Origin of the sequence: Staphylococcus hyicus (assembly GCF_000816085.1) — a bacterium.
GTDB classification, from domain to species: Bacteria; Bacillota; Bacilli; order Staphylococcales; family Staphylococcaceae; genus Staphylococcus; species Staphylococcus hyicus.
Window position 1 is genome coordinate 2,077,687 of sequence record NZ_CP008747.1, and the last position, 17,352, is coordinate 2,095,038.

At 35.3% G+C, this 17,352-nt stretch carries 12 protein-coding genes; 5 read left to right on the plus strand and 7 right to left on the minus strand.

What is annotated here, in order from left to right; translation table 11 throughout:
• The first annotated feature begins 699 nt into the window (after positions 1–699).
• The 4 genes from SHYC_RS09825 (at position 700) to SHYC_RS09840 (ending at position 5,194) form a co-directional block, all read left to right on the plus strand.
• The gene (locus SHYC_RS09825; RefSeq protein ID WP_039646741.1) at positions 700–1,569 is read left to right on the plus strand and encodes a DMT family transporter; all 870 of its coding nucleotides are present in this window, start codon (positions 700–702) and stop codon (positions 1,567–1,569) included.
• A gap of 29 nt (positions 1,570–1,598) precedes the next feature.
• A complete protein-coding gene (gene queF, locus SHYC_RS09830) occupies positions 1,599–2,099 on the plus strand; it encodes a preQ(1) synthase (protein WP_039646743.1) in 501 nt (166 codons plus the stop codon).
• 291 nt (positions 2,100–2,390) lie between these two features.
• Positions 2,391–3,902: a peptide MFS transporter gene (locus tag SHYC_RS09835; protein WP_039646745.1), complete on the plus strand. Its 1,512-nt coding sequence runs from the start codon at positions 2,391–2,393 to the stop codon at positions 3,900–3,902.
• Between the two features lie 362 nt (positions 3,903–4,264).
• Complete coding sequence (locus tag SHYC_RS09840) at positions 4,265–5,194, plus strand: diacylglycerol/lipid kinase family protein (protein WP_039646747.1); 930 nt, start codon at positions 4,265–4,267, stop codon at positions 5,192–5,194.
• A gap of 286 nt (positions 5,195–5,480) precedes the next feature.
• Here SHYC_RS09840 and SHYC_RS09845 read toward each other — a convergent pair whose 3' ends face one another.
• From SHYC_RS09845 to SHYC_RS09870, 6 genes are all read right to left on the minus strand, one after another.
• Positions 5,481–6,008, minus strand: a complete 528-nt coding sequence (locus SHYC_RS09845; RefSeq protein ID WP_082021554.1) for a 5' nucleotidase, NT5C type — start codon at positions 6,006–6,008, stop codon at positions 5,481–5,483.
• A 70-nt stretch (positions 6,009–6,078) separates the two neighbouring features.
• Positions 6,079–7,128: a histidinol-phosphate transaminase gene (hisC, locus tag SHYC_RS09850; RefSeq protein ID WP_039646749.1), complete on the minus strand. Its 1,050-nt coding sequence runs from the start codon at positions 7,126–7,128 to the stop codon at positions 6,079–6,081.
• 401 nt (positions 7,129–7,529) lie between these two features.
• Positions 7,530–9,047, minus strand: a complete 1,518-nt coding sequence (locus tag SHYC_RS09855; protein WP_039646751.1) for an ABC transporter permease/substrate-binding protein — start codon at positions 9,045–9,047, stop codon at positions 7,530–7,532.
• Complete coding sequence (locus SHYC_RS09860) at positions 9,044–9,997, minus strand: ABC transporter ATP-binding protein (RefSeq protein WP_039646753.1); 954 nt, start codon at positions 9,995–9,997, stop codon at positions 9,044–9,046. The genes SHYC_RS09855 and SHYC_RS09860 overlap by 4 nt, the downstream gene beginning before the upstream one ends.
• A gap of 176 nt (positions 9,998–10,173) precedes the next feature.
• Positions 10,174–11,964, minus strand: a complete 1,791-nt coding sequence (gene recQ, locus SHYC_RS09865) for a DNA helicase RecQ (RefSeq protein ID WP_039646755.1) — start codon at positions 11,962–11,964, stop codon at positions 10,174–10,176.
• 10 nt (positions 11,965–11,974) lie between these two features.
• Complete coding sequence (locus SHYC_RS09870) at positions 11,975–13,852, minus strand: ABC-F family ATP-binding cassette domain-containing protein (RefSeq protein ID WP_039646757.1); 1,878 nt, start codon at positions 13,850–13,852, stop codon at positions 11,975–11,977.
• Between the two features lie 112 nt (positions 13,853–13,964).
• On the opposite strand from SHYC_RS09870, the gene SHYC_RS09875 reads away from it, so the two are divergent.
• Complete coding sequence (locus SHYC_RS09875) at positions 13,965–14,780, plus strand: ZIP family metal transporter (protein WP_039646759.1); 816 nt, start codon at positions 13,965–13,967, stop codon at positions 14,778–14,780.
• A gap of 282 nt (positions 14,781–15,062) precedes the next feature.
• On the opposite strand, the gene ltaS is transcribed toward SHYC_RS09875, so the two are convergent.
• The gene (gene ltaS / locus SHYC_RS09880) at positions 15,063–17,000 is read right to left on the minus strand and encodes a polyglycerol-phosphate lipoteichoic acid synthase LtaS (RefSeq protein ID WP_039646761.1); all 1,938 of its coding nucleotides are present in this window, start codon (positions 16,998–17,000) and stop codon (positions 15,063–15,065) included.
• Between the last annotated feature and the right edge of the window lie 352 nt (positions 17,001–17,352).

Below are 17,352 nucleotides of genomic sequence, written 5' to 3' on the forward strand. Positions count from 1 at the left end.
TTTTGCGCCATTAAACGTGCTTTATCTCGACGTGTTGCATTATTGTTATATCATCTTTTCATATTACTTATGTATGACGTAGTGCGCATATGCTTAATTGGTAAAATATAAAAGAGTAAAAAAATAGAAGATAGTTAGTTTCTTACAAAATGATGTAAAAGCGAACATATATTTCGTTTTTCAAGTGTTATTACGAGGACGTAATGAATGAGTTCCCCTTATCATTCCTGTTTACCCGAGCAATTAAACATAACTACAAGATGTTGTATGTGAGAGGGTTTTCATCCTCATCGAAAAGTGTAATCTTGCTAACTACTTGTAGTTTCGTATAGTGTATTAGCACTTTAAAACACTATATATTGTGTTTAACGTTCTAAGCTAATACTATATTATGTGTTTCATTGTACATCACACGCAAAAGTTTTTAAAGCAGAAAAAAAACTTTTTGACACCGATTGTCACCAAATGCGGTCATATCAACAAATGAAAATTCATGAAAATCAGACACATCATATTTGTCTTTGAATCTACTATAAATGACTTGACTTTCACATTAGAACATAGTATTGTATCGGAAACTAACGAACATTTGTTCGCGTTCAGTGTAACGTTTCCATGAAAATTTTGCAACTTCTTATGCACAAATGGTGAAATTATGCTACTATAAAAACATTGATTTTAATAATAAGAGGCGATACTATGAATTCAAAAATGAAAGGCATCATCGCTATCTTGATTTCTGCTATTGGATTTAGTTTTATGGCAGTTTTTTTTCGTCTTGCTGGGGATTTACCTATCTTTCAAAAATCATTAGCACGTAATTTAGTCGCGATGTTGATACCCTTATTTTTTATTATAAAATACCATCAACCTATGTTTGGTAAGCTAACAAGCCAACCCCTTTTGATTACACGCTCAATACTTGGTTTAACGGGTGTTCTGCTTAATATTTATGCTATTGATCATATGGTTTTAAGTGATGCTGATATTTTGATGAAACTAAACCCTTTTTGGACAATTTTGCTAAGCCTTATTTTCTTAAAAGAATATATTCAAAAATATCAAATTACGGCAATGGTCATTGCGATTGTGGGCATGTTATTTGTTGTTAAACCAGAATTTTCATCTGATATTATTCCTGCCCTTATGGGGTTACTATCTGGTGTTTTTGCCGCCTCTGCCTATACAGCTGTGCGCGCATTAAGTACACGAGAAGCGCCGTATACGATTGTTTTTTATTTCTCTCTATTTTCAGTCGTCGCACTTTTTCCATTTGTTATCTTTACGTACCAACCTATGACAACCACACAAATCATCTATCTTGTGTTAGCAGGATTATCTGCTGCAGTCGGTCAAATAGGTATTACAGTGGCTTATAGTTATGCACCGGCAAAAGATATTTCAATTTTTACGTATGCCTCTATCGTTTTTACGGCATGCATTGGTTTTATATTATTTGGCGAATCACCAGATTTCATTGCAATCATCGGTTACGTCATCATTTTAAGCGCAAGTTACTTTATGTTTGAAAAAGCAAGACAAGACACTCGCACGAAACAATCTAATTAAAAACACATCACCTAAATGGAGGTCATACTATGACAGAAGGACGTTCTAAAGACGAATTACAAGATATCACTTTACTCGGCAATCAAAATAATAACTATGAATTCGATTACCGCCCTGACGTACTTGAATCATTTGATAATAAACACCAAGGGCGCGACTATTTTGTAAAATTCAATTGTCCAGAGTTCACATCTTTATGCCCAATTACAGGACAACCAGATTTTGCTTCAATTTACATTTCATATATTCCAAATGTAAAAATGGTCGAATCAAAATCATTAAAGTTATACCTATTTAGTTTTAGAAATCATGGTGATTTTCATGAAGATTGCATGAATATTATTATGAATGATTTAATTGAATTAATGGATCCACATTACATCGAGGTTTGGGGTAAATTCACACCTCGCGGCGGTATTTCAATTGACCCTTATACAAACTATGGTCGCCCTAATTCTAAATATGAAAAAATGGCAGAACACCGTCTTATGAATCACGACATGTATCCTGAAAACATTGATAATCGCTAGGGACAAAAAGTACAGACAATCATGCATTTGGCATTGATAAGAAACCCTAAAGAATCAACTATTAAAAAGCATTCAAAGGTCAACTTAATTTGACCTTTGAATGCTTTTATATATATGCCTCGCTCTTGGCAATGAACGCAAATGATGTGCCAAGCTAATCAAAATGCATTTAGTTAGCATTTGTCACGAATTCGACTTGGAACCATTCAAAATTTACTGAATTTTCTTGTTAAAACTTTACATTAGGTTTAAAATGGTTCTATGTTCAACATTTAGGGGGGAAATGATTAAATGAATCAACATTATAGCAAAGAAGAAATCCTTGCTAGTACGCCCCGCAAAGGGTTCTTCGGGCATCCAAAAGGATTAAGCACACTCTTTTTTACAGAATTTTGGGAACGCTTTAGTTATTATGGTATGAGAGCAATTTTAGCTTATTATATCTATTATTCGATCTCAAATGGTGGGTTTGGGCTTGATCAAGGTTTAGCACTTCAAATTGTATCAATATACGGTGCATTAATTTATATGAGTGGTGTTATTGGCGGTTGGATCGCCGATCGTGTTACTGGGACACGCCAAGCATTATTTTATGGCGGCGTTCTGATTATGTTGGGTCACATCCTATTATCATTACCAAATAACTTCACATTACTTCTTGTGGCCTTACTCTTTTTAATTATCGGTACGGGCCTTTTAAAACCGAATATTTCATCTACAGTTGGTCTTTTATATGATAAAAATGACCCACGATTAGATGCAGCATTTACGATTTTCTATATGTCTATCAACTTAGGTGCATTACTCTCACCTTTATTAGTCGGATGGACACAAGCCAACATTGGTTTCCATTTAGGATTTGCAATTGCTGCTGTCGGCATGTTTATCGGTTTACTCACTTATTTAATTACAAATAAGAAAAATTTAGGAGTGGCTGGTCTTGAAGTACCCGATCCACTTTCCAAAGAAGAACGTATTAAAATCATTAAAATTGTGGCCATCGTAGTAGTTGTCGTTACAGTACTTTCAATTATATTAGCAAATTTTGATATGATGACATTATCTAACTTTGCCAATTTAGTAACGATACTTGGGGTAGCAATTCCATTATTATATTTTGCCAAGATCATTTTGAGTAAGAAAACAAAAGACTATGAACGTAAGCGTGTTTTTGCTTACTTTCCATTATTTATCGCATCCGTTGCTTTTTGGATGATTCAAGAGCAAGGTTCTACAGTACTTGCACAATTCGCAGATACGAAAACACAGTTAAGTATGGCAAAAGTAACAGGTGGTCTCATTGATTTTCATATTCCACCCGCATGGTTCCAGTCTTTAAACCCATTCTTTATTGTATTGTTGGCACCATTATTCTCAATTCTTTGGGTTAAATTAGGACGCTTCAACCCTCCTACAGTATTAAAGTTTGCAATCGGTGTTATTTTAGCAGGTGTCTCATATTTCATCATGGTTATTCCATTATCATCTGATACCACGTTAATCAACCCATTTTGGCTAATTGCAAGTTTCTTTATTGTTACATTAGGTGAATTGTGTATTTCACCAATCGGACTATCTACAACAACGAAATTAGCACCAGAAGCATTTACCGCGCAAATGATGAGTATTTGGTTCTTATCTAACGCGATGGCACAAGGTCTAAATGCACAAATGGTAGAAGTTTATACAACAATAGAAGCAAATCATTACTTTATGTTGTCAGGTATCGTTGCAATCGTTATCGGATTAATACTGATCCTTATATCCCCAATGATTAAAAAATTAATGCATGGTGTAAAGTAATCCATAACGCGCACAATACATTTTGTATCATACACTTCCCATGGCCTTCAAAGTCTACGTTAATCCGTTCTTTGAAGGCTATTTATTTTTCTTAAAGTACTCCCCTAGACAAGGCGATATCGTGAAAAATCACATTTCATGTATTTAATTGAACGCTGCTTCACATTTATGAACTTGACTATCATTTTAACGACGATTCTTTTTTGATTTCATCCCTCTATTTAACAACCCTATTTTTCCTCAGTAATACTAACTCAAATTATTTCGCATAATTTCAATGTGATTTGATTGTTTTGAGATTAAAAATGCACTAAATGCGGTATATATGTCAGTAAACAGGTTTAATGAAAGAAGGATGTTTTATGGCATATCAATATAACCACGGCGTTTTATTTTATCATCAACATTCAGGATTAAATAAAATTCATGAAGGCTTAGGTGAAGTTACTGTCGCATTAACACAGTTATGTAAAAAGTTTTCTATTCAGCTAAGTGAAAACGAAGGTGATATCGAACGTTATTGTGAGCAAATCGCACAATCAAATCATGCAGAGCCTGTTGACGTCTTGTTTATTTTAGGTGGAGACGGCACAGTAAATGAATTAATCAATGGCGTTTTAAAAAACAAATTAAATCTTCCTATAGGGGTCATACCTGGAGGGACATTTAATGATTTTGCAAAGACGTTGAACCTTTCAAACAATGCTGGTGATGCAGCATGCGATCTACTTCTATCAGAACCTAAATCATATGATGTTATGAAAGTAAATGACCAGTATGCATTGAATTTTGCTGGCATTGGACTGATGGTTCAAAATGCCGAAAATGTAGAAGGAAAATCTAAAGATGTTTTTGGGAAATTAAGTTACATTTCTTCGACATTTAAAACATTAGCAAATCCTGAGCATTTTAAATATGAACTAGACATTGATGGCCAATCATATACTGGTGAGACATCAATGATTCTTTTCGCAAATGGCCGTTTTATTGGTGGCGGAAAAATACCAATGACTGATTTATCTCCTTCAGATGGTCAATTAAGTACGTTTATTTTTAATAATTATAGTATTAGCATTTTAAAAGATATATTTAGTTTACGTGATAGTATGACTTGGAATGAAATTAGTGACAATATTAAACATATCCCGAGCCACCACATTCATTTATCAACGACACCCCGAATGCGTGTAGACGTTGACGGTGAAATCAATTTTGAAACGCCGATTACTATTGACATACACTCTCAAAAGATCACGCTGTTAACCGTTCCAGATACAAATCAAAACAATTAAATAAGGAATAGGACACAGGCATCGTAGCGTCATTAATCAAAAAGCCAACAATATTCATTTATTCATGAACATTGTTGGCCATTAATTTTAATCGTATTTTTAAGTCATTATAGTACGAGTATTAGGAAGAATGATAAACATCATTTTCATGTATCCGCGAGTATTACTGTGAAATTCAGTGCGTTTCAGTAATGCGTCTGAGTTGAAGAGTAACACCTAAAACAGCCGTCAATGATGCACGCGTTTACGTCCTCACCCAATTCTAGATTACTTGTTATACATGTCATTAACCTAAGAAGTATGCTTCTACTTCTTTCCAATTGTTTAAACGTTCAAAGTCAGAATTGTCGCGATTATGTGGTGCTGAAAACATTAAAGGTTTCCCCGTGTGTATACCTAATTGTTTTGGATTATCGTCAATAAGATAATCTGTAGCAACAATATTTTTACGTCCACAAAATACAAATTGTTGTGAATCTAAAAACGGAAAATGCTCTTTTAACCATTCATATTTATCGTGAAAAGAAGTCGGCACATCCATAGCTGCTGTAACAATATAAATATCATAATGATCCGCTAATTTACGGACAACTTCTTGCGCATCTTGAATGACCTCGAGCCGCCTAAAAAATCCATCAGAAGCGAGTATATCTCTAATTTCATCAGCATGTTCCGGCATGATATCATATATTTTCTTGCCAATGATGTGTTCTACCGTCACACCTAATTGGGTACGTCGATTGAACTCATCTAAAATTGCTCCAAACGTGTCTGCTAGCACTTCATCCATATCGATGCCTATCGATTGTCTCATAATATCGCTCCTTATTTCGTTCATTAGCTCGATTATATCAAACACATGATTGAAATTCATGTTAATTAGATTAGAACTGTGATAGGATGTCTCGAACCACCTCGTTTTGTTCAGGAAATCCAATTGTAATACGGACCCCATTAGGGAATAATCGCGCAATAATCCCCGCTCTTAACAATGCTTCGTTCAATTCAGAAGCGCGCGCTGTCTCAACAAAAATAAAGTTTGTTTGAGAAGGGTAGCATTTTAGCGTCGTATCTATTTCGTAAAATTTTTGGCGCTCAACATCGTTGATTTCAACCGCTTTTTGTAAATGTTTTTGATCTTTTAGCGCTGCTAATGCTGCTTGTTCAGACAAACGCGTTGTATTAAATGGCGGTCGCAATACATTAAGTTTTGAAGCAAGTGTATCTGTCGAGATTAAATATCCAATACGAAGTGCCGCTAATGCGTAGGCTTTAGAAAACGTACGTAACATGGCCACATTCGGATAAGTCTCCATCAGTTCAAGCGTACGCGGAAAATCTTCTGCTGTCACGTATTCGGCATATGCTTCATCTAAAATAATAGTCACATCTGACGGTATTTTTTGGATAAATGCTTCAATTACTTCATGTGAATGGTACGTTCCTGTTGGATTATTAGGATTACAAATCCATACAACAGACGTTGATGCATCCACCGCTTCTGCAATGGCATCCAAATCAAATTTACCTTCCTTTAACGGTACTTGAACCATATTGGCATCTTCTACTACTGCATTATGAAAATATTGGCCAAACGTTGCCTCACTTGTTACCACTTTGTCTCCTGCACGTAATAACGCTCTTGAAATAATAACAATCATTTCATCAAGGCCTGCACCAAAAAGAATTCGTTTAGGATCAATATCAAAATGTTCTGCAATTGCTTGTTGTAATAAGGGCGCATTCGGTTCTGGATACAAATATAAATCATCAACATGTGTTCGAATTGCTTCTTTAACCTTTGGAGAAGGTCCAAAAACATTTTCATTTGACGCATGTTTATATAATTCACCCTCTATGCCGTACTTCTTTTTTAAAGCCTCGGGTGATAAACCTGGTTGATATGCGCTTAATTGAGCAATTTGCGATTTCATGAACGACCGCCTCCAATATTCAGAATTTTTAAAATATGTTTTCTATTATAACGATAATAAGTAAAAAACGCTATACTTTTTTAATATAAATTCAATTATCACATATTTGCTTTAAAGCGTCAAAGCATAAGGGCACATAATTTCAAGTGATCAAAGTAGCAATTACATACGAGCCATTTTAATCAAACAGCCAACAACGTTCATTTATTCATGAACATTGTTGGCTGTTATAGTAATACTGATCCATCACGAATGGGCTAGGCGTATGAAAACATAACACACATCTTCATGCACCAGGTACTTTTAGCTCCTACTGTGAAAACAGTGATGTGCTAGAGTTTTTGAACGATAGTGTCATTTTTTTCAAAACCTTCATTTTTCGTAAACATTTGCGCTTAGTATTATTCGTGAAGTAAACCTTCTTTTTTCAAATACTCTTTTGCCACTTTAGAAGGAGATTCCCCTTTTTCAGTGACACGATAGTTCATGTCTTGCATCTCTTCATCAGTAATTTTACCTTCCAATTGATTTAAAGCTTTTTCCACTTGAGGATGATCTTTTATAAATGACTTTTTAAATAACGGTGCACCTTGATACGGTGGAAAGCTTTTCTTATCATCTTTTAAAACGACCATGTCGTATTGTTTTAGCTCAGCGTCAGTTGAATACGCATCAATTAAATTGATATCATCTTTTTCTATCGCTTGATACCTTAATTTAGGCTCCATCGTTTTAATATTTTCAAACTTTAATCCATACGTTTTTTGAACAGCTTTATAACCATCACCACGATCATTAAATTCCAATGTGAAGCCTGGGCGTATGTCACCTTCTACTTTTTTCAAATCACCAATCGTTTTCAAGTGGTGTTTTTCAGCAAAATCACGTTTTACTGCCAATGCATACGTGTTGTTATATTTCATTGGTTTAAGCATTTCCATGTCGTATTGACGCGATAAACTCTCATTTGCTTGTGAATAAACAGCTTTCTCATTTTTGGATTTTGGAGATTCTTTTGTCAGTTCACCTAATACAGTACCTGTGAATTCTAAATAACCATCAATTTCATCTGCTTTTAGCGCATTAAATAGGAATGTTGTTTTCCCCATACCGTCTTTGACATTGACTTTATAAGGGGTGTCTTGTTCTACTAATATCTTATACATATGAGTGATAATAGATGGTTCTGTTCCCAATTTGCCTGCCAACGTAATTTTTTCTTCTTTTTGAGAAAAGAGCGGTGCAATTGTAACGAAAAACATGATTAACAAAATCACACCTAAAGTAAATAACATTTTACGATAAGACATGCGCCCTAAAATACGTAAGACGATATCAAAAAGAATGGCCAGTAAGGCAGCTGGAATCGCCCCAATTAAAATCAAAGAAGCATTATTACGGTCAATCCCTAATAAGATGAGATCACCCAATCCACCAGCGCCAATTAATGCCGCGAGTGTTGCTGTTCCAATAATGAGCACCATAGCTGTTCGTATTCCAGCCATTATTACAGGCATTGCTAAAGGCAACTCAACTTTAGTCAGTCTTCTGACAGGTTTCATCCCAATTCCTTTTGCAGCTTCTACAAGTGAGGGGTCCACACCAGTCACACCAGTATAAGTATTTCTCAAAATTGGGAGTAATGCGTATACCACTAATGCAATAATTGCAGGCACAGTACCAATACCAAATAACGGTATCATTAAGCCCAATAAAGCTAGTGAAGGAATGGTTTGCAAAACTGCTGCGACATTAATCACTACCTCTGCAACACTTTTTTGTTTCGTTAACAAAATTCCTAAAGGTACACCTATTAACACTGCGATTAACAGCGCAATGAACGATAACTGAATGTGTTCTATAAGCGTGGAAAATAATTCCCCTTTTCTCTCATTCAATGTTGATAAAAATGCTGTCATCTGCTTTCACCTGCCCGATGCGTGGATAAAAACTTGAAAATATCTTGTCTAGTCAGTTGCCATAATTGTTGAGACGAACGTACAATAACGCGCTCATGGGCAGCAAATTCAGCATAAATATCGCTCACAAAATGATCCCCCTCAACAACTAACATCTCACCAGCGCTATCGATAGGTGTACCAATTAATTCAGCCACTTTGCCAAGCGTAAAATGGTTTAAAAACACACCTGATAAATCGCCGATAAATTGTTTCACAAAATCATTTTTAGGATGTTGTATAAATTCATTAGGTGTACCAATTTGTTCGACTTTCCCCTCATTCAAGAGACAAATTCGGTCTCCGAGTTTGAATGCTTCTTCAATATCATGCGTAACAAATACAATTGTTTTTTTAATTTGAGCTTGTAAACGCAATAAGTCATCTTGAAGATTTTCTCGTGTAATGGGATCCAATGCACTAAATGGTTCATCCATAAGAATTACAGGTGGATCAGCTGCCAATGCGCGTACTACACCCACACGTTGACGTTGTCCACCGGATAACTCATCAGGCTTTCGATGTCTATATGTATGAGGATCTAAGTCGACCATTGTAAGGAGTTCATCCACACGCGTATCGATTTCATTTTGTGTCCACGATTTCATGAGTGGCACTTGGGCAATGTTATCCCGAATTGTCATATGTGGAAATAACGCGATTTGTTGTAAGACATAGCCCATGTCCCACCGCATTTCATAAACAGAATAATCACTAATTGGTTTATTTTTAAAATATATAAAACCATCAGATAAAGGGATGAGTCGATTAATCATTTTCATCGTCGTTGTTTTACCAGAACCTGAGGGTCCAATTAAAACAAAAAACTCCCCTTCTTGAATATTAAGGTTTACTTTATTAACGACGACTTTATTACCATAACTTTTCGTAACATCCTCGAATTTAATCATTTTTTAACCTCATTTTTTCTATTTTATTATCATTGTAGAAAGTATACCCTATCCCACTAATATTAAGCTTTTAAATTAAGTAAAATTAACGCAATATTAAGGCAGTATAACTAATAAAAAAGGCGTGCACATTTAGCGCATGCCTTCACATCTATCATTTTGTTATCTATTAAGCATTATATTGAAGTTTGTCCTAATTGCTTATATTCTTGGATAGCATCTAAAAATGGCGGACAGTAGTGTTTTAATTTGTAACTTCCTACACCCTCAATTTGAATCATTTCTTGTTTGGTCGTTGGTTTACGTTTCGCAAATTCTTCTAAAGTGTAATCTGAAAAAATATTAATTGGGGGTACATCCAATTTGTCACTCATTTTTTGTCTTACGTCACTGAGCGCATCAAATAAATGACGATCCACCCCTTCAATTGTATTAATATTTACACGCTCTTTCGATTTCGTTTTAAAAGGCGTCGTTTGAATACGTACGTTTTCGTTTAACAATTGTTCAACGGATTGATCACACATTAACACTTCATTATACTCATTTAAATATCCTTTAAAACGTAGTTCATCTATTAAGTGATGGAGTTCTCCTGTTGTGTAGTCTTTCATAATACCGTATGTAGATAGCGCATAGAACTTCTCATGCTTTAAATAATCTGATTGTTCACCTCGTAATACTTGAATGAGCGTTTGATACCCTTCTTTTTGACCTAAGCGAATGACACAGCTCACAATCATTTTGGCTTCTTTCGTCATATCATATGTTTTATTTTGAGCTTCACAATTACTACATTTTTGACACTCTGCTAATTTTTCATTAGGTTCAAAATAATGGACGAGTGTGGCTTCTAAGCATTTATTTGTCTTTGTATATTGAATCATTTTGGTCAGTTTTTCGCCCATCTTATCTTTATAATCATCATCTGCAGAAGATGTTGAAATAAAGTATTGATGAAGTGCAATATCTCTATCACTAAACAATAATATACAATCACTTTCGAGTCCATCACGTCCGGCACGACCGGCCTCTTGATAATAAGATTCTAAATCTCCTGGCATATTATAATGAATGACATACCTGACATTAGATTTATCAATCCCCATACCAAACGCATTCGTCGCAACTACGACACGCTTTTTATCATATAAAAATGCATATTGTGCCTCATCACGTTGTTTCGCTGTTAATCCTGCATGATAATATGTCGCAGGTATATCTGCATCTTGCAATGCTTCATACATGGCTTCCACCTGTTTCCGAGTCGAACAATAAATAATACCTGAGACTTTAGGATGTGATTTAACATAATTTAAAACAAATTTTTGCCGTTGATACGTATGATCTACTTTAAATATAAGATTAGGGCGCTTAATGCTTGTTTTAATAAGATGGTGTTGATGAATTCCTAAACGAGACATAATGTCTTGTTGTACTTCTGACGTAGCCGTCGCTGTTAAGGCGACTATCGCAAAGCGTTGTGGCATGGCTAACACGCGATGAATAACCGCTTGATAACTCGGTCTGAAGTCATGACCCCATTTGGAAATACAATGGGCCTCATCAAATGCCACCAGTTTAATGTTCACACGACATAACAATCTTAAAAACGCTTCATTTTCAAGACGCTCTGGCGCAATATATATAAATTGCAACGCACCATCCAACAATTGCGCTTCTATTTCTTTTTGCGCTTTTAACGATAAACTACTATTTAAATATGCTGCAGAAATCCCCATCGAATGAAGCTGATCCACCTGATCTTTCATTAATGAAATGAGTGGGCTAATCACAAGCGTTGTGCCGCCAAGCATCAGTCCTGGAACTTGATAACAAATGGATTTCCCACCGCCAGTTGGTAAAACACCTAAGGTATGCTGTTGATTAAGTACATGGGTAATGATTTCTTTTTGGCCTGGTCGAAACCGTTTATATCCAAAATAATGTGACAGTGTTTGTTCCATTTTATCCCTCTTACTGTTCAATAATTTCCTCAAGTTCGCTCCATCTCGTGATGTCCATATCGTATTGTGCTTCCAAACTTTCTTTTTCTTCGTTCAATTGTTTAATCACGCTATAATCTGCGCGTGCTTCAATCATTTCTTGGTCAATTTCTGATAAACGCATTTCAGTTTCGTCAATGCGTATCATTAACATGTCATACTCACGTTTTTCTTTATAAGATAGTCCTTTAGATTTCTTTTTAGGCGCGATGGCTTTTGACGTTTCTGTTTTAGTTTGTTGTTGGCTTGTTTCTAATGCTTTTTTATATGCCATATAATCTTCAAATTGACCTATAATGACATCAATTTTTTCATCATGAATATACCAATAAGCGTCTACTACTTTATTTAAAAAGTACCGATCATGGCTTACTGTGATAACTGTGCCACCAAATTGATCAATGTAATCCTCTAAAATCGTTAATGTTTCTGTATCTAAATCATTCGTCGGTTCATCTAAAATAAGAACATTAGGCTGGTGAACAAGTAATTTTAGTAAATATAATCGTTTTTGTTCTCCGCCAGAAAGCTTATATACTTTTTTACCATGCGTGGCACTAGGAAATAAAAACTGTTCTAATAATTGCGTTACTGACACTGTCGTGCCATCTTTTTGTCTGGCAAGTTCACTTTCTTCCCTTAAAAAATCAATCACTCGAACATCTCGGCTTAACCACTCATCGGTTTGCTTAAAATAAGCAACCTTAACCGTTTGTCCTACTTTTATCATACCTTCAAAGCTTTGATCTATTCCGGCAATCATGTTAAGTAGCGTCGTCTTACCAACACCATTCGGTCCTACAATACCAATTCGCATTCCTTTTTGAACAATGGTAGAAAAAGACTTGAATAATGTTTTTTCATGAATCGATTTACTTACATTTTCAAATTCAAATACCTGTTTTCCTAAACGAGAATGGGCTAAATTTAGCGTAGCCTTTTCTTGAATTTTTTGTGATTTCACTTGTTGTTCTATCTCTTCAAACCGATCTTTTCGTGCTTGTTGTTTCGTTGTACGTGCCTTAACTCCTGCACGCATCCATTCAAGCTCTTGTTTATACAGAGCCCGTTGTTTGGCATGTTGTTTTTGTTCAATGACTTCTCGTTCGGACCGCATAGCAATATAAGTTTCATAGTTACCTGGATAAGAATGAAGTTGACCGTTTTTTAACTCAACAATACGCGTCGCTACTTCGTTTAAAAAATAACGATCATGTGTGACAAACATCACTGTTTTCGGATAAGATTTTACATAATTAATTAACCACTGTATCGATTCAAAGTCGAGATGGTTCGTCGGCTCATCAAGAAGTAATAAATCAGGTTTCTCAATTAATGTACGGGCTAAAATCACACGCTTTTGTTGGCCACCAGATAATGTACTTACTTTTTGTGTGGTATCATGAATCCCTAATTTAGATAAAATGGTTTTAATTTCTGCACTATAATCCCAAACGCCTTCCGTGTCCATTTGCACTTGCGCATCCATCATATCATTGAGCGCTTTATCAGTTTGATGCATATTGTAATGTGCTACAGCCATTTCATATCGTTTAATGGTTTTTAATGCTTCCGTCTCTGCTTCATAAACCACATCATAAACCGTGGCATCCGCATTCAAATCTTCTTTTTGTGCAGCATAACGGATTTTATAGTGTTTGGGATGCGTAGCTTGTGCTGTGAAATCATCATCAAGTCCCGCAATCACTTTAAGCAATGAGCTTTTCCCAGTTCCATTAATACCTACTAAGCCAATTCGTTCTTGATTAGAGATGGATAGAGTCAAATCGTCAAATATTACTTTATCTGCATAAGATTTATTAAGATGTTCTAGTTTAAACGCTTCCAACGCTCATACTTCCTTTTTCATATAGATTTACTCTAGATTATTTGTTACGCTTAAATCAGTTCTATATATTATACACTTTTTTGATTTCAAATGATATAAGGAGCCTTTCGCAATGATAGATTTTCTTTCATCGTTGTCGCCTACACTGCAAGCCTTATGTGCAGGTACCATCACTTGGTTACTCACTGCTGTTGGTGCGGCAGCTGTTTTTATTTTTAAAAAAGTTAATGAAAAAGTTTTAAACTCCATGCAAGGTTTTGCGGCTGGCATCATGATTGCTGCAAGTTTTTGGTCTTTATTACAACCTGCAATTGAGAGTAGTTCAGATCGTGCACTGCCTTGGTTACCTGCTGCAATAGGCTTTTTATTAGGCGGACTGTTTATTCGATCTCTTGATTATATCATTCCACACATGCACCGTAATGCAAATGACGAATCTCAAAAACAAGAAGGCGTTTCAACACATTTAACGAAAAACACGCTATTATTTTTAGCTATCACATTACACAATATCCCTGAAGGATTAGCTGTGGGTGTTGCTTTTGGGGGTATTGCAACTGAAAACACACATGCCACACTGCTTGGCGCAATAGGCCTTGCTATTGGGATTGGTATTCAGAATATTCCAGAAGGTGCAGCTCTTGCATTACCTATTCGTGCTGCAGGGAACAGTAAATGGAAAGCTTTCAATTATGGTCAGGCTTCTGCACTTGTAGAACCTGTTTTTGCAATCATTGGTGCTGCAGCAGTGATTGTTGTCACTCCAATATTACCCTATGCCCTCGCATTCGCTGCCGGAGCTATGATTTTTGTCGTTGTTGAAGAACTGATTCCAGACTCTCAATCCTCGGAAAATACAGACTTAGCCACACTAAGTTTAATGGGGGGATTTACGCTCATGATGATATTGGATGTCGCTTTAGGATAAACCAAAACCAAACAATATTTTATGTATACTAAGATATACCCAACCGCATTCTAATTAGCACCTTAAAGCCCTATTTCAGATTCAAGGCACATGACAGACATCGATTTGAAGTCATCGTATTCGCTGATACACGAAGGCGATAGGAATTAAATGCGTGATGTCTTTCGTACACTACTTATAAACATAATATTAATAGCCAACCACGTTCATTTATTTATGAACGTGGTTGGCTATGTTGTTTACAGGGATTAGTAACTCCTAGTCCCTTTCTAATATTAGTGATTAACTGTCTTTTCCTTTAGGCCCTGTTTCATAACGGTAGTCACGTGGGTCTACCTTTTTAAAGTCAGGATTTTTGTAGAAACGCATTAAATCACCATTTAAAATTTCATCATTGATTTCTAAATCATTTTCTACTTGATTTTTCGTTTTTTCTAAATCTTTAGGCGGTACTGCCATTGGTTTATTATCTTTATGACTATATGCTTTACCATTCACATATTTGTACTTGTCTGTTACAAAATCACCGTTACGGAATGGAATGAGCTGTTTATGATCTTTAGATAACATATCTGTACCAAGCATAATAAAGTTTTTAGTATCAATACCCATTAAGTGAAGCAATGTAGGCATAACATCCACTTGACCTGCATACGTTGGATCTACTTTACGTTCTACACCAGGTGCTTTAATCCAGAATCCAGTTTTATTCAGATCATTAAACTTGGCTGGTGTAATCGGCTCCCCAAGAAGTTGGGACATCGCTTTGTTGTGATTTTCAGAAATACCATAATGGTCACCATACATTATAATCACTGAGTCATCATAAAGACCGCGTTTTTTCAAGTCGTTAATAAATGCTTCAACCGATTCATCTAGATAACGCGCTGTTTGAATATAACCATCTACCGTAGAATTACCTGTATTTCCTGGTGGTATAGAAGCATCTTCTTTACTCAATGTAAATGGATAGTGATTCGTTAATGTAATTAAATGAGAATAAAATGGTTGTTTTTCTTTATCTAAATAGTCCGCTGATTCTTTGAAAAACTCTTTATCTTTTAACCCTAGATTTTCTAAGTTTTCAGGTGACATATCATAATATGTTGCATCATAAAACTTATCTACACCAAAGTGACGATACACTTGGTCACGGTTCCAGAATGTTTTATAATCCCCGTGCATCACATTTGACGTATAATGTTCTTTTTGTTTAAGAATTGCTGGTAATGATTGGTACGTGTTATCACCTTTTAGTGAAAAGGCAGATCCTTGTGGCAATCCGTACAAACTATTGTCCATCGTAAACTCAGCATCAGAAGTTTTACCTTGACCAGTTTGATGGTAGAAGTTTGGATAGTATCTGAAATCTTCTTGGCCTGAAGATAACTTGTTTAAGAAAGGTGTCACTTCATGACCATTGATTTTTTTGTTAATTAAAAATGTTTGGAAACTTTCTAAATGAATTTTAATGACATTTTTACCTTTGGCTTTGCCATAATATTCCATGTTTGGGGCCGTATGTTTTTGTTTTGTATAGTTTAAAACACGCGTCAAATCATCTTCAGAAGCCAAAGCTTTTTGCTGATTATTTTGAACTGTTTTTACTCCATCATACACTGTGAAGTTATACGGTCCTAAGTACTTCACTAAATATTTATGGTCAAAGGTACGTGTTAGTAATTCTGGGCGATCTGTTTCTGCAAACGCTAAGTTTAAGAAGAATAATGCGACCGCTGTTGCCATTACAACTGGTATGAATTTTTTGTGAAAAACATGATAGCTTAACCATTTTTGTTTAAATATTAAAATAAACACGTAAGCAATAATGTCTAAGAAATACACAAAGTCATACCACTGGAATGATGCACCCACGGCACCGCCCATTGAGTCGACATTACTCACTTGATTCAATGTGCTAAACGTTAAAAAATCAGAAAAGAATCGGAAGTATACAACGTTTGCATATAATAAGAACGTGAGTAAAAAACCACCGAAAAGCATTAACCAAAAGGCTTTTCGTCCTTTAAAGAATAAGAATACACTTAGGATAAGTGCAAGCAAGCTGTAAGGATTCATTAATAAAATTAAATTTTGTGTGAGTCCTTTAACACCAAGTGACAAATCAACATAATAGGCGAAATACGTTTTTAGTGAAATGGTTAATACCATTAATAAGAAAAACGTGAAAATCCCTATCTTCTTTCTATTATTTTCCATTCATGTTCCCCCATATTTTCATCTCATATGGTGCATTGCGCACAGTTTAAATTCATAATTTACGTCTTAATCAAATTCATTTTATCAATAAAAAAATTGATTTCTCTTTATAATTGTAACATTTTCGTAATAAACATATGTAAGTTCAATATAACAATATATACGAATTAGTGTCATTTTTCAAGTGAAAAAGGGTCGTTAGGCTTTATTTTGAATAAATTTATATGCACTCAAAAATAAACTCATACCGCATTGATTTTCAGTTCACAAAATCTTAATATCGAGGTTCACTCTCTGTTTTTACTTCAATAGCACCTATTATAACGATTTTGACAGCATTTGTACTCGGCCT